Origin of the sequence: Streptomyces sp. NRRL S-87, from assembly GCF_000719335.1 — a bacterium.
In the GTDB taxonomy this organism is placed as follows: Bacteria; Actinomycetota; Actinomycetes; order Streptomycetales; family Streptomycetaceae; genus Streptomyces.
In genome coordinates, this window is sequence record NZ_JOGB01000024.1 from 104,892 (window position 1) to 118,814 (window position 13,923).

Consider the following 13,923-nt stretch of genomic DNA (forward strand, 5'->3'; position numbering starts at 1 on the left):
CCCCTCGCGGATCAGGCGGCCACGAGGGTGGGGACCGCGTCCAGGGTGAGGGGGAGGTGGCCCGTCGTGGGCGGTTCGAGGCGGGGGTGGCCGGTGAGGATGTCGGTGGTCAGGCGGTGGATGTCCGGGCCCGGGGTGGTGGCCAGGTCCTCGCGCAGGGCGTGCCGGAGGCGGTGGAAGGCGGCGAGGGCGTCGGCCTGTCGACCGGAGCGGTAGAGGGCGAGCATCAGCTGGCCCGTGAGCTCCTCGTGGGTGAGGTCCTGGTGGACCAGGGCGCAGAGCTCCGAGACCAGCTCCTGGTGCCGGCCCAGGGCCAGTTCGGCGTGGATGCGGCGGACCGTGGCCTCCGTGCGTTCGCGTTCGATCGGGGCGAGCGCGGCCCGCAGCAGCGGGCCGGTGGGGGCGTCGACCAGGCCGGTGGTGCCGCTCCACATGGCGTCGGCGGTGCGGAGCAGGCGGGCGCCGGCGTCGGGCTCACCGGCGTCGAGGAGGGCGCGGCCGGCCCGGAGCCGGCTCTCGTACAGGTGCAGGTCGAGTTCGCCGTCCTCGACGCGCAGCAGGTAGCCCTGCTCCCGGGTGACGAGGCGGCCGCAGGCGACGGCGGTCGCGCCGCCGTGCAGGATGCGGCGCAGCTGCATGACGTAGGTGTGCACGGCGGCGACCGCGCGCGGCGGCGGGCTGTACTCCCACAGCTCCTCGACGAACTGGGCCATGGAGACGACCTGGTTGGCGTTCATCAGCAGGAGGGCCAGCATCTGGCGGTGCTTGGGCGCGCTGGGCGTTCTGTCGTCTCCGCTTTCGGTGACGGACATGGGCCCCAGCATACGGAAATGCATTACCCCTCCAGGAATGAGCCGTCGTGACCATTCGACCGTAACGACGATTCGGGAGGGGCGCACAAGACCATTCCCACTTTGGCAACTCGGGGCCGCCGCGCCTTTGTCGCGGCGGCCACCGGGGGCGTTTGAACGGCCCGACGAGCACAAGCGGAATTCTTGATTCGGTATTTATGGAAAGGGCTCGGTGAATCCGGCACTAATGGCCGGTGACCTTTGCCACCAGGCCCTCGGGGTCGCGCGGGGCCCGGTTGCCGCGCCAGGCGATGTGCTGGTCGGGGCGTACGAGCACGAGGTCGCGCCCGTACAGCTCGCGGGCCGCGCCGTCGTCGACCCGGACCACGCTCAGCGGCACCCCGGCCGCCCGGGCGGCCGCCTCGACGGCGGCGGTGCCGGAGTGCACCGGGCAGAGGCTGAGCAGGGTGAAGCCGGGGCCGAGGAGGTCGAAGAGGGAGCTGCCCGGGCCCCGTTCGTCGTCCAGCCACAGGTGCGGGGCCCGCCCGCCCGGCACCCCGGAGGGCGTGTACGTGGTGAAGGCGTCCGGCGGCGGGGTGTCGCCGGCGGCGGCTATGAGCGGGGAGCCGTCGTAGCGGGCGCCCAGCTGCACGCCGAGGGTGTCGAGGGTGAGCTGCCCGTACGCGGCCAGCCGCTCGGCGGTGCGGGCGCGGGCGGCGCGGCCCCCGGCCGTGTCGGCCTCCAGCTCCGCGGGGCGCTCGATGGCGCCGAGGCCGATGTTGAGCTCGCGGGCGGCGGTGGTGTTGCGCAGGGCGACGGGCCGGCGCTCGGTCTCGTACGAGGGGAGCAGGCCGGGCCCGCCCCAGCCCTGGACGGCCGCGGCGAGCTTCCAGGCGAGGTTGGCGGCGTCGTCGACGCCGGTGTTCATGCCGAAGCCGCCGTTGGGCGTGAACAGGTGCGCGGAGTCGCCGGCCAGCCAGACGCGGCCGCTGCCGAAGCGCTCGGCGACCAGCGCGGCGCCGGGGGTCCAGGCCCGGCGGGAGAGCACCTCCACGTCGAGGTCGGTGCCGGCGGCGCGGCGTACGAGGTCGGCCACCCGGGAGTCGTCGGGGTCGTCGGGGTCGGCCGAGCTGGTGAGCAGGAAGAACTGGTCGTCGCCGTCGAGGGCGATGAGGTTGAGGGCGAGCTCCGCGTTGACCACCCAGTTGCTCCAGCCGGCCCGGTCGCGCAGGAAGCGCCGGTACATGCCGGGCACGCGCAGGTGCGCGGCGGTGGCCCGGCGGCCGAGGACGTCCTGGTCGAGGGAGCCCTCGCCGGAGTAGGCGATGCCGAGCGCACGGCGGACCAGGCCCTGGCCGCCGTCGCAGCCGGCCACGTACGCGGCCCGGACGACGTCCCGGCCGGCCGGCCCCTCGACGGTCAGGGCCACGGCCTCGGCCTCCTCGGCGAGCGCGGTGACGCGGTGGCCGTAGCGCAGGGTGATGCGGGGGCGGGTGCCGGCGTGCTCGCGCAGCAGGCGCTCGACGTACATCTGGTTGGCGCGGTGCATGGGTTCGGGCACCTGGTGGGTGCGCGGGGCGGCGGCGGTGGCGGCGCGCACCTCGTCGGCGCCGGGGTGCGGCAGGTGGGCCAGGAGGTGGCCGTCGTAGCGGGTGAAGAAGGTGATGCCCGCGCTGTGGCCGCCGGGTAGGCCGAGCTCGCGCACCCGCGTGGCCAGGCCGAGGCGGCGGTAGTGCTCCATGGTGCGGGCGCCGTGGGTGCTGCCGCGCGGTTCGGCGGCCACGGACGGGGCGGCGTCGTAGACGGTGGACGCCACGCCGTGGTGGTCGAGGAGCAGCGCGAGCACGAGCCCCACGGGGCCGCCGCCGACGATGGCGACGGGCTGCTGCGGGGGGCGGACGGGGACCATCGGGGCCTCCAGCGTTCGGTACGGGCGGGCGGGCGGCGGGCGTACGGCAGGCGGGCGGGCGGATGGCGGGCGTACGGCGGGAGGGCGGGCGTACGGCGGGCGCGGTGCATCGTCCCAGCGGCGCCTGAAGGACGGATAAAGGGGCGGTGACGGCGCATCGCGACCGCCGCGAATTCACGCCGGCGCGCGCCCTCGATTTCCACCTCCAGAGGATCTTTAGACGCCCCCGGAAGACTCGGCGGCGTACTGGACCGGCTCTCTCGGATCGTCCCGGATCCCCTTTCCGGGCCGCTGCACCGGATCGGATCTCGACGGAGTGTGAGGTATTCCATGTTCCTGATAGGCACGCACCGCTCCATCGTGCAGCGCCTGCGCCTCACGGCCGACCGCGAACTGGGCGCCGGAAACTTCTTCTGGCACGCCTGGCGCATTTCCCGCGACCGGGACCGGCCGCTGCTGTTCCACCCGGACGTCTCCGTACCGGGGTGGGAGGAGCGGGAGTTGCCGGGACTGTCCCTGAACGGCGCCAGGGACGCCGTCGTCCGGTACGCCGCCTGGTACCGGGAGCAGGGCGTCACCTCCTCCTCGCACGTGGGCCTGTACACCCGGCACGGGCTGTTCGGCCTGCTGCACCACATCGCCGTCACGAGCCTGGGCGCCGCCGCGGTGCACTGCAACCCCCGGATGGCCCCGCAGACGGCGGCCGAGTACTTCCTGCGCACCGGCACCCACCTGGTGGTGGGCGACGCCGACCTGCTCAAGGACCTGGCCTCCGCCTGGCAGGCGGCCGGCCGCACGCAGGTCCCCGCGCTGCACGACGTGGCCGAGGTGGACGCGCGGGCGCCGCGGCCGCGCCGGCCGCTCGAGGACTTCCCGTACCGGCACACCGCCGACGACCTGGTGATGATCTCCCACTCGTCGGGGACCACGGGTCGGCCCAAGGCGCCGGTGTTCCACCACCGTTCGTTCTTCATCGGCAAGCGCGAACGGCTGTGGACCTTCCCCTCGCTGCGGACCGACCGGCTGCTGACCGCGCTGCCGCACAGCCACTCCGCGGGGATCAGCTACCTGTCGATGGCGCTGCTGCTGGGCATCCCCACCCTGGTCCTGGACGGCGCGGACGGCGACCGGCTGGCCCGCGCGGTCAACGCCTTCCGGCCCACGGTCGTGCTGGGCTTCCCGCTCACCCTCGCCGAGCTCGACCCGGCCGCCGTCGACCTGGAGGCCGCCCGGCGCGTCCACACCTGGAACGGCATGGGCGACGCCTCCCACGAGCGCCACATCCGCCCGCTGACGGCGCTCGGTGCGCCCGGCACGGGGTCGGTGTACCTGGACGGGCTGGGGTCGTCGGAGATGGGCATGGTGCTGTTCAAGGCGGCCCACACCCGCGCCTCGCAGCGGTACGGACGGCTGATCGGCCGGCCCGCCGGGGTGGTGCGCAAGGCCGCCGTGCTCGCGCCCGACGGGCGCGAACTGCCCGACGGGCAGGCCGGCATGCTGGGGGTGCGCACGCCCAGCGTGACACCCGGGTACTGGGACGATCCGGGCCTGAACAAGGAGTCCGTGCTCAGCGGGTACTTCCTCACCGGCGACATCGTCCGCAGGGACGCCGAGGGCAACTGGTACCACCTCGACCGCACGCCCGACGTCATCCGGGCCGCGGCCGGGGACGTCCACAGCCTGCCCCTCGAAGAGGTCGTCCTGAACACCACGCAGGCGCTGGACGCGGCGGTGGTGGCGGTGGCCGACCCGCAGCAGCCCGGCAGGTCCTGCCCGGCGGCGGTCGTCTACTACGCGGACGGCGTCGAGCGGATCCCGGCCGACCTGCTGGCCGCGTGCAACGCCGCGCTGGACGCGGCGGGTCTGCCGCGGCTGAACGCGCTGGTGCTCACCGGGGAGCGGGAGGGCCTGCCGGTGGGGGTCACCGGCAAGGTGCTCAAGCGGGTGCTGCGCGAGCGGTACCGGGACGTGCTGACCGAGCCGGCCGGGCCGGCCGTCGCGAAGACGGGGGCGTGAGGACCGTGACCGTACGCACGGACGAGGCGGCGGCCGGGACGTCGGCCGGGACCGCCCCCGGCACCGTCGAAGGCCCCGGGGCGGAGCAGGAGTCGGTGCGCCGGCTCGTCGACACCATCACCGGTACGTGGCGGGCGCAGGCGCTGTACGCGGCCGTGGCCCTGGGGCTGCCGGACCACCTCGCCGGTCGGCCCGGCGGGCTGACCGCGGCGGCGCTCGCCGACGCCGCGGGTGCCGACGCCGACGCGCTGGCCCGGCTGCTGCGGCTGCTGGCGGCGCTGGACGTGGTCGAGACCGGCCCGCAGGCGGGCCGGAGCGCGGGGGCCGGCGAGGGGGCCGGCCACGGCCCGGGCGAGGCCGAGGGGCATGGCGGGGGCGAGGCGCATGGCGGAGGCGGGGGCGGGGGCGGGGGCGGGGGAACGTACCGCCTCACCGCCGCCGGAGAGCTGCTGCGCACCGACGCGCCCCGCTCCCTCGCGGCCATGGTCCGCATCTACGGCGAGGAGTTCCACCGGGCCTGGGGCGCGGTGGTGCCGGCGGTGCGCACCGGGACATCCGGCTTCCAGCACGCCTTCGGCAAGACCCTGCACGAGTACCTGCGCGACCCGGCGGCCGCGGGCCGCTTCCAGCGGGCGATGAACGCCGGGAACGTCTTCTTCCCCGACGTCCTCGACGCCTACGACTTCGGCGGTGCCCGCCACGTCGTGGACGTGGCCGGCGGCAGCGGCATGCTGCTGGGCACCGTCCTGGCCGCGCGTCCGGGGCTGCGCGGCACCGTCGTCGACCAGCCGCACATGGTGCCGGTGGCCACCGCGCACCTGGACGCGGCGGTGGGGCCGGGACGGTACGAGGCGGTGGCCGGCGACGTGTTCACCGGCGCCGGACTGCCGCGCGGCGCGGACGTCTACCTGCTCTCGCGGGTGCTCCAGGACTGGGACGACGCGCACTGCACGACGCTGCTGTCGCACCTGCGCGAGGCGCTCGCCGCCGGGGACCGCCCGGGCGACGCCCGACTGCTGGTCCTGGAGCGGGTGGTCCCCGAGCCCGGGGCCCCGCGGCTGCTGCCGCTGCTGTACGACCTGCACCTGCTCATGGCCGCCGGCGGCCGGGAGCGCGACCTGGCCGGTTACCGCGCGGTGCTCGCCGCGGCGGGGTTGCGGCTGGAGTCCGTCCACGAACTGTCCCTGGAGACCAGCCTGCTGGTCGCGGCCGTGGCCTGAGCCGGCCGGTCCTCCGTGCCGGGCACCCCGGACGCCACGTCGTACGCCGTCTCGTACGCCACCCCGTACTTCGTACCACCCGAAGCACCCGAACCGCCCGTTCCGCGGGTACCGCCCGTGTCGCCAGTATCGGAGAAGCGTGATGAGCAGCGGGGATCTGACGGTCTGCATCGTCGGTGCGGGGCCGCGAGGCCTGTCGGTGCTGGAGCGGATCTGCGCCAACGCGCGCAACCGCCCCGCCGGTTCCGCCGTGACGGTCCACGTCGTGGACCCGTACCGGCCGGGCCCGGGCAAGGTGTGGCGCACCGCGCAGTCGCGGCACCTGCTCATGAACACGGTGGCCTCGCAGGTGACCGTGTTCACCGACGACAGCGTGGAGATGGCCGGCCCGGTCGAGAAGGGCCCGAGCCTGTACGAGTGGTCGGCTGCCCTCGCGCTGCCGGGACTGGCGGCCGAGCCGCGGGGCGCCGCCGACGCGGCGTTCCTGGCCGAGGCCGCGGAACTCGGCCCGGACGCGTACCCGAGCCGCGCCCTGTACGGCCGCTACCTCGAGGACTGCTTCGACCGGATCGTCGAGGCGGCGCCCGAGCAGGTCACCGTGCGCGTGCACCGGGCGCGCGCGGTGCACCTGGCGGAGGAGACCGCGGCCGGTGCCCACGGCGCGCGGGGCGGGCCCCAGCGGCTGACGCTGTCGGACGGCACGCTGCTGGCGGGGCTCGACGCGGTGGTGCTGGCGCAGGGACACGTCGGGGCCCGGCCCACCCCGCAGGAGGCCCGTACGGCGGAGGAGGCGCGGGCGTGGGGCCTGACGCACGTCCTGCCGGCGAACCCGGCCGACGTCGACCTCTCCGTGCTGGCCCCCGGCCGGGCGGTGCTGCTGCGCGGCCTCGGCCTGAACTTCTTCGACCACATGGCGCTGCTCACCACCGGCCGCGGCGGCCGCTTCGAGCGGCGGCCCGGGACGGGGACGCTGCGCTACGTCCCCTCGGGGCGGGAGCCGCTCCTGTACGCGGGGTCGCGGCGCGGAATCCCGTACCACGCCCGCGGCGAGAACGAGAAGGGCGCGCACGGGAGGTACGAGCCGCGGCTGCTCACCCCCGCGGCGATCGCGGCGCTGGCCGCGCGGGCCGTGGACGGCGAGCGGGTGCACTTCGGCACGGACGTGTGGCCGCTGGTCGCCAAGGAGGTGGAGGGCGTCTACTACGGCGCGCTGCTCGCCGGGCGCGGCCGGCCGGCGGCCGAGCGCGAGGACTTCACGGCACGCTACCTCGCGGCCCCGGCGGGCGGGGAGGAGGAGCGCGGCCTGCTCGCGGAGTACGGGATCGGGGCCGCCGACGCGTGGGACTGGGAGGCGGTGGCGCAGCCGCACGGCAGCCGGGTGTTCGCCGACCGGGACGCGTTCCGGGAGTGGGTGCTGGCGTACCTGGCCGCCGACGTGGCCGCGGCGCGGGCGGGCAACGTCAGCGGACCGCTGAAGGCCGCCCTCGACGTCCTGCGCGACCTGCGCAACGAGATACGGCTGGTGGTGGACCACGGCGGGCTGGAGGGCAACTCCTACCGCGACGACCTCCAGGGCTGGTACACGCCGCTGAACGCCTTCCTGTCGATCGGCCCGCCGGTCTCGCGCATCGAGGAGCTCATCGCCCTCGTGGAGGCGGGGGTGGTGGAGCTGCTCGGGCCGGGGATGCGGGTGCGGGTGGCCACCGCAGGACCCGGCGGGCCGGCCTTCGAGGCCACCTCCGACCGGGTGGCCGGGCCGCCGGTGCGGGCGGGCGCGCTGATCGAGGCGCGGCTGCCCGAGCCCGACCTGCGGCGCACCGACGACCCCCTGATGGCCCAGTTGCTGACGGAGGGCCGGCTGGCGCCCTACCGGATCCCGGGGGCCTGCGGCACGGTCTACGAGACCGGCGGCGTCTCGGTGACCGAACGGCCCTACCACGTGGTGGACGCGGCGGGCCGGGCGCATCCGCGCCGGTTCGCGTACGGGGTGCCGACCGAGGCCGTGCACTGGGTGACGGCGGCCGGTATCCGGCCGGGGGTCAACTCGGTGACGCTGGGCGACTCGGACGCGATCGCGCGGGCGGTGCTGGCGCTGGATCCGGTCCGGGGCGCGGCGGCGGAACCGGGCGGCCGCGACGACCTGGGGGCGGACGTCCCCGACGACCGGTGGGACGCCGACCTGTCGGGGGTGACCTCGTGACGGGCCGGCCCGGGCGGCCGGCCGTCGGGGCCGGCCCGGCAGGGCTCGACAGCGGGCTGCTGTCGCCCGTGCGGGCCGGGGCGCCGGTGGAAGCAGCCGTGGCGGACGAGGCCTGGGTGCAGGCCATGCTCGATGCCGAGGCCGCCCTCGCCCGGGCCCAGGCCCGGCTCGGCACGCTGCCGCCGGCCGCCGCCGCGGCGGTCTCGGCGGCCGCGGACGCCGCCGCGTACGACGTACGGGAGTTGGCGCTGGCCTCCCGGGAGACCGCCAACCCCGTCGTGGGGCTGGTCCGGGCCCTCGGGCGGCGGGTGGCGCGGGCGGACCCGGCCGCCGCCGAGTACGTGCACCGCGGCTCCACCAGCCAGGACATCCTCGACACCGGCGCCATGCTGGTGGCCCGGCGCGCGCTGGCCCTGATCCGGGCCGACCTGGCGCGGACCGCCGCCGCGCTCGCCCGGCTGGCCGTCCGGCACCGGGACACCCCGATGGCCGGGCGCACCCTCGCGCTGCACGCCGTACCCACGACGTTCGGGCTCAAGGCCGCCGGCTGGCGGGAGCTGGTCCTGCGGGCCGACCGCCGGCTCGCCGCGATCGGGACCGGGCTGCCGGTCTCCCTGGGCGGGGCGGCCGGGACCCTGGCCGGGTACCTCGAGTTCGCGGCGCTGGACGGGGGACCGGGGGCGGACCCGACCGGCCCGGACGGCGGCCCCGGGGGCGGCGGCGACTACGCCGAGCGCCTCGTCGGGGCCTTCGCCGCCGAGACCGGGCTCGCGCCCCAGGGCCTGCCCTGGCACGCCCTGCGCGGCCCGGTCGCGGAGCTGGCCGGAGGGCTGGCCTTCACCGCCGGAGCGCTCGGGAAGCTGGCCGTCGACGTGCTGTCGCTGGCCCGGACCGAGGTCGGTGAGGTGGCCGAGCCCGGCCCGTCCGGCCGGGGCGGCTCGTCCGCGATGCCCCACAAGCGCAACCCGGTGCTGGCCACCCTGATCCGCAGCGCCGCGCTCCAGGTGCCCGCCCTCGCCGGCGCCCTGACGCAGAGTCTGCTCGCCGAGGACGAGCGGTCGGCCGGGTCCTGGCACGCCGAGTGGTCGCTGCTGCGCGACTGCCTGCGGCTCGCGGGCGGCGCGGCGTACACGGCCGTCGAGCTGGCCGAGGGGCTGGTGGTCCGGCCCGACCGGATGCGGGCCAACCTCGGTCTGACGGGCAGCCAGGTGGTCTCGGAGCGGATCGCCGCCGTGCTCGCCCCGCCGCTGGGCCGGGCGCGGGCCCGGCGGCTGCTCGCCGAGGCCTCCGCCGCGGCCGAGCGGGAGGGGGCCCCGCTGTACGCCGTCCTGGCCGCCCTGCCGGAGGTCATGGCACACCTCGACGAACGCCGGCTGGCCGCCCTGCTGGACCCCGCCGGGTACACCGGCGCCGCGGCCCGCCTGGTGGACCGGTCGCTGCGCGAGGACCCGGAGCCGCCCGGCGACCGCCCGGAGCCGCCAGGCCCGCTGCCCTGACCCGCGCCCGCGCTGACGTACCCGCACGCGTACGCGTACGCGTACCCGCACACGTCCCCGCACACGTCCCCGCACTCGTACTCGTACCGCACCCGTAGCGCCCCGTGGCCGCAGTCGGCCGCCGCAGCACTCGACGCACCCGACCCCGCACCCCTCCAGGAGCTGCCGTATGTCCCGTCGCCTGTTCACCTCCGAGTCCGTGACCGAGGGCCATCCCGACAAGATCGCCGACCAGATCAGCGACACGATCCTCGACGCCCTGCTCCGCGAGGACCCGACCTCGCGCGTGGCCGTCGAGACGCTGATCACCACCGGCCAGGTGCACGTCGCCGGCGAGGTCACCACCAAGGCCTACGCCCCGATCGCCCAACTGGTCCGCGACACCGTCCTCGGCATCGGCTACGACTCCTCCGCCAAGGGCTTCGACGGCGCCTCGTGCGGGGTGTCCGTCTCCATCGGCGCGCAGTCCCCCGACATCGCGCAGGGCGTCGACGCCGCGTACGAGCAGCGCGTGCACGGGGAGTCCGACGAACTGGACCGGCAGGGGGCGGGCGACCAGGGCCTGATGTTCGGCTACGCCACCGACGAGACCCCGAACCTCATGCCGCTGCCCATCGAGCTGGCCCACCGGCTCTCCCGCCGCCTCACCGAGGTGCGGAAGGACGGCACCGTCCCCTACCTCCGGCCCGACGGCAAGACGCAGGTCACCATCGAGTACCTCGGCTCGCGCGCGGTCCGCCTGGACACGGTCGTCGTCTCCTCGCAGCACGCCCCCGACGTCGACCTCGACGCCCTCCTCACCCCCGACGTCCGCGAGCACGTCGTGGAGCACGTGCTCGCCGGACTGGCCGCGGACGGCATCAAGCTCAAGACGGACGAGTACCGGCTGCTGGTCAACCCCACGGGCCGGTTCGAGATCGGCGGCCCGATGGGCGACGCCGGCCTGACCGGACGCAAGATCATCATCGACACGTACGGCGGCATGGCCCGCCACGGCGGCGGCGCCTTCTCCGGCAAGGACCCCTCGAAGGTGGACCGCTCGGCCGCCTACGCGATGCGCTGGGTCGCCAAGAACGTCGTCGCGGCCGGCCTGGCCGAGCGGTGCGAGGTCCAGGTCGCGTACGCCATCGGCAAGGCCGAGCCGGTCGGCCTCTTCGTCGAGACCTTCGGCACCGCCCGCGTGGCCACCGGCCGGATCGAGGAGGCCATCGGCAAGGTCTTCGACCTGCGGCCGGCCGCGATCATCCGCGACCTCGACCTGCTGCGCCCGGTCTACGCCCGCACGGCGGCGTACGGCCACTTCGGGCGCGAGCTGCCGGAGTTCACGTGGGAGCGCACGGACCGGGTCGACGCGCTGCGCGCGGCGGCCGGCCTGTAGCCCGTACACGGACACCCGACCCGACCCGACCCGTCCTGAGCCGGGCCGAACCGGGTCCGGGCCCGGTGCCCGCCCGAGCCCCGCCGCCCCCGGGACACGCGTTCCGAGATCCGAGATACAAGATCCGAGGAGAGACCGACCGTGCGCATCGCCATCACCGGCTCCATCGCCGTCGACCACCTGATGGTCTACCCGGGGCGGTTCGCGGACCAGCTCATCCCCGACCGGCTCGACCGCGTCTCGCTGTCCTTCCTGGCCGACCGGCTGGAGGTCCGGCGCGGCGGCGTGGCCGCGAACATCGCGCTGGGCCTCGGCCGACTCGGCGTACGGCCGCTGCTGGCCGGCGCGGTGGGGACGGACTTCGACGAGTACCGGAGCTGGCTGCACGCCCACCATGTCGACACCGGCCTGGTCCTGGTCAGCGACACCCTGCACACCGCCCGTTTCGTGTGCACGACCGACGCCGACCAGAACCAGATCGCCACCTTCTACGCCGGCGCCATGGCCGCGGCCCGGGAGATCACCCTCGCCCCGGCCCTGGCCGATCCGGAGGGCCTCGACCTGGTGGTGGTCGCCCCCAACGACCCGGCCGCGATGCGCCGGCACACCCAGGAGTGCCGCAAGCTGGGCATCCCGTTCGCCGCCGACCCCTCCCAGCAGCTGGCCCGGCTGTCGGGCGAGGAGGCGCGGGACCTCGTGGACGGTGCGCGCTGGCTGTTCACCAACGAGTACGAGGCCGCCCTGCTCCGGCAGCTCACCGGCTGGAGCGAGGCGGAGGTCCTGGACCGGGTCGGCAGCTGGGTGACCACGCTGGGCGCGGACGGGGCGCGCATCGCGCGGGCCGGCGCCACCGCGCAGCTGGTCCCGGCCGTGCCGACGGCGGACATCGCCGACCCGACGGGGGCCGGGGACGCGTTCCGCTCGGGCTTCCTCGCCGGGCTGGCGTGGGGCTGGGCGCCGGAGCGGGCGGCCCAACTGGGGTGCGCGATCGCCACGGTGGTGCTGGAGTCGGTGGGCACCCAGGAGTACAAGCTGTCGGCGGCGGACCTGCTGCTGCGGGTCGAGGGGGCCTACGGCCCGGGCGTGGCCCGGGACATGGAGGCCCGGCTGCGCGGGTCGGCCGTATGAGCACCGCGTCCGCCCCGACCGCGGCGGCGCACGCGCGGCGCGGGCCCGTACCCGCGCGGGACCCCGCACCGCTGCCGTCGGGCCGGGCACCGCTGCCGGGCCTGCGCGAGGCCCTCGCCCAGGACGGACCCGTCTTCTCCTTCGAGTTCTTCCCACCGAGGACGGCGGCCGGGGAGGCCACGCTGTGGAACGCCGTCCGCCGCGTGGAGGCGGTCGGGCCCGCCTTCGTCTCGGTGACGTACGGGGCCGGCGGCTCCTCCCGGGACCGGACCGTCGAGGTCACCAAGCGGATCGCGACGGAGACCACCCTCCGCCCCGTCGCCCACCTGACGGCGGTCGGGCACTCGGTGGCCGAGCTGCGGCACATCATCGGCCAGTACGCCGACGCCGGCGTGCGCGACGTCCTCGTCCTGCGCGGGGACCCGCCGGGGGACCCGAAGGGCCCCTGGGTCCCCCACCCGCACGGCCTCACGCACGCGCACGAACTGGTCTCCCTGGTCCGCCGGCTGGGCGACTTCAGCGTCGGGGTGGCCGCCTTCCCCGAACGGCACCCGCGCTCGCCGGACTGGGACAGCGACATCCGCCACTTCACGGCGAAGTGCCGGGCGGGCGCCGACTACGCGATCACCCAGATGTTCTTCCACGTGGAGGACTACCTCCGCCTCCGCGACCGGCTGGCGGCCGCCGGCTGCCACACCCCGATCATCCCCGAGATCATGCCGGCCACCGACTTCCGCCAGATCCGGCGCTTCGCCGAGCTCAGCGACGCCCGCTTCCCCACGGCCCTCGCCCGCCACCTGGAGGCGGCCCAGGGCGACCCCCGTGCCGGCCACGCGATCGGCGTCGAGTACGCCACCGCCATGGCGCGGCGGCTGCTCGACGAGGGGGCTCCGGGCCTGCACTACATCACCCTCAACCGGTCCACGGCGACCCTCGAGATCCACGAGGCCGTCCGGCCCGCCCCCGTACGCCGCCGGGCGGGGCCGCCGGCCGCCGGCCGGCGTTCGTGACGTCGCGCCCCTGCGGGCCCGCTCCGGCGGGCCCGCAGGGGCGCACCGGCCGTGGCGGGTCCGGCGGTTGGTTGCCCGGCGGTCCGTTCGCTCGGCGGTGCGGTCGCGCGGCGGTCCGTTGCCCGACTGCTCGGTGGCCGGGCAGTCGGGCGTCCGGCGGTTCGGCCGGAGGGACGCCGGGCCGCGGGGGCGGGAGGTCCGGCGTCCCGGTCTTCGGGGCGGCGGTCAGGCCGCGGGGTGTTCGAGCGCGAGGAGGCGGCGCTTGGCGTCGAGACCGCCCGCGTAGCCGGCGAGGGAGCCGTCCGACGCGAGGATGCGGTGGCAGGGCAGCACCACGCAGAGCGGGTTGGCGCCCAGGGCCGTGCCCACGGCGCGCGAGGCGCGGGGGCGGGACAGCGCCTCCGCCAGTTCCTTGTAGGTCGACGTGCGGCCGTAGGGCACGAAGCCGTCGAGGGCGAGCACGGTCTCGCGGCTGAAGGGCGTGGCGAGCGCCAGGTCCAGCGGCAGGGTGAACGCACGGCGGGTGCCGGCGAGGTACTCGTCGAGTTCGGTGCGGGCCCGGGCGAAGAGGACCAGGTGGCGCTCGCCGGCCGCGGGGGCCTCGGCCAGGCCGGCGCGCCGGATGCGGGCCCGTACGGTCGCCTCGTCCTGGAAGCCGCAGTACACCAGCGCGTCCTCGGTCACGCCGAGGAGCAGGTCGCCGAGCGCGCTCGGGTGGGTGGTCAGCGCGACGGCGGCAGGTCGGGCGGGGCGGGTGCCGGTCATGGGCGGTGGG

General features: G+C 76.1%; 10 protein-coding genes. 7 read left to right on the forward strand and 3 right to left on the reverse strand.

What is annotated here, in order from left to right; all coding sequences use genetic code 11:
• Positions 1-11: 11 nt before the first annotated feature.
• On the reverse strand, positions 12-812 hold the full coding sequence (locus tag IF43_RS0117540; RefSeq protein WP_234332239.1) for an AfsR/SARP family transcriptional regulator: 801 nt from the start codon (positions 810-812) through the stop codon (positions 12-14).
• 223 nt (positions 813-1,035) lie between these two features.
• Positions 1,036-2,700, reverse strand: a complete 1,665-nt coding sequence (locus tag IF43_RS0117545) for an FAD-dependent monooxygenase (RefSeq protein ID WP_030201053.1) — start codon at positions 2,698-2,700, stop codon at positions 1,036-1,038.
• A 330-nt stretch (positions 2,701-3,030) separates the two neighbouring features.
• Here IF43_RS0117545 and IF43_RS0117550 point away from each other — a divergent pair, with 330 nt between their 5' ends.
• The 7 genes from IF43_RS0117550 (at position 3,031) to metF (ending at position 13,148) form a co-directional block, all read left to right on the forward strand.
• Positions 3,031-4,716 (forward strand): class I adenylate-forming enzyme family protein, encoded by a 1,686-nt coding sequence (locus IF43_RS0117550; protein ID WP_030201056.1) that lies wholly within the window; start codon positions 3,031-3,033, stop codon positions 4,714-4,716.
• A gap of 5 nt (positions 4,717-4,721) precedes the next feature.
• Positions 4,722-5,936, forward strand: coding sequence for a methyltransferase (locus tag IF43_RS42755; protein WP_234332241.1), 1,215 nt, complete (start codon positions 4,722-4,724; stop codon positions 5,934-5,936).
• A gap of 142 nt (positions 5,937-6,078) precedes the next feature.
• Positions 6,079-8,136, forward strand: a complete 2,058-nt coding sequence (locus tag IF43_RS0117560) for an FAD/NAD(P)-binding domain-containing protein (RefSeq protein ID WP_030201059.1) — start codon at positions 6,079-6,081, stop codon at positions 8,134-8,136.
• Complete coding sequence (locus tag IF43_RS0117565; protein ID WP_051795548.1) at positions 8,133-9,632, forward strand: lyase family protein; 1,500 nt, start codon at positions 8,133-8,135, stop codon at positions 9,630-9,632. The genes IF43_RS0117560 and IF43_RS0117565 overlap by 4 nt, the downstream gene beginning before the upstream one ends.
• 169 nt (positions 9,633-9,801) lie before the next feature.
• Positions 9,802-11,010: a methionine adenosyltransferase gene (gene metK / locus IF43_RS0117570; protein WP_030201062.1), complete on the forward strand. Its 1,209-nt coding sequence runs from the start codon at positions 9,802-9,804 to the stop codon at positions 11,008-11,010.
• A 141-nt stretch (positions 11,011-11,151) separates the two neighbouring features.
• The gene (locus tag IF43_RS0117575; RefSeq protein ID WP_030201064.1) at positions 11,152-12,138 is read left to right on the forward strand and encodes a carbohydrate kinase family protein; all 987 of its coding nucleotides are present in this window, start codon (positions 11,152-11,154) and stop codon (positions 12,136-12,138) included.
• Between the two features lie 92 nt (positions 12,139-12,230).
• Positions 12,231-13,148: a methylenetetrahydrofolate reductase [NAD(P)H] gene (gene metF / locus IF43_RS0117580; protein ID WP_051795568.1), complete on the forward strand. Its 918-nt coding sequence runs from the start codon at positions 12,231-12,233 to the stop codon at positions 13,146-13,148.
• Positions 13,149-13,373: 225 nt separating this feature from the next.
• Here metF and IF43_RS0117585 read toward each other — a convergent pair whose 3' ends face one another.
• Entirely contained in the window at positions 13,374-13,913 is a 540-nt protein-coding gene (locus tag IF43_RS0117585; protein WP_030201068.1) for a methylated-DNA--[protein]-cysteine S-methyltransferase, read from the reverse strand.
• Positions 13,914-13,923 lie beyond the last annotated feature (10 nt).

Coding starts and splice junctions, on each gene's coding strand:
- IF43_RS0117560 (WP_030201059.1), top strand. CDS start 6,079: ATGAGCAGCGGGGATCTGACGGTCTGCATCGTCGGTGCGGGGCCGCGA.
- IF43_RS0117545 (WP_030201053.1), bottom strand. CDS start 2,700: ATGGTCCCCGTCCGCCCCCCGCAGCAGCCCGTCGCCATCGTCGGCGGC.
- metK (WP_030201062.1), top strand. CDS start 9,802: ATGTCCCGTCGCCTGTTCACCTCCGAGTCCGTGACCGAGGGCCATCCC.
- IF43_RS0117585 (WP_030201068.1), bottom strand. CDS start 13,913: ATGACCGGCACCCGCCCCGCCCGACCTGCCGCCGTCGCGCTGACCACC.
- IF43_RS0117550 (WP_030201056.1), top strand. CDS start 3,031: ATGTTCCTGATAGGCACGCACCGCTCCATCGTGCAGCGCCTGCGCCTC.
- IF43_RS0117540 (WP_234332239.1), bottom strand. CDS start 812: ATGTCCGTCACCGAAAGCGGAGACGACAGAACGCCCAGCGCGCCCAAG.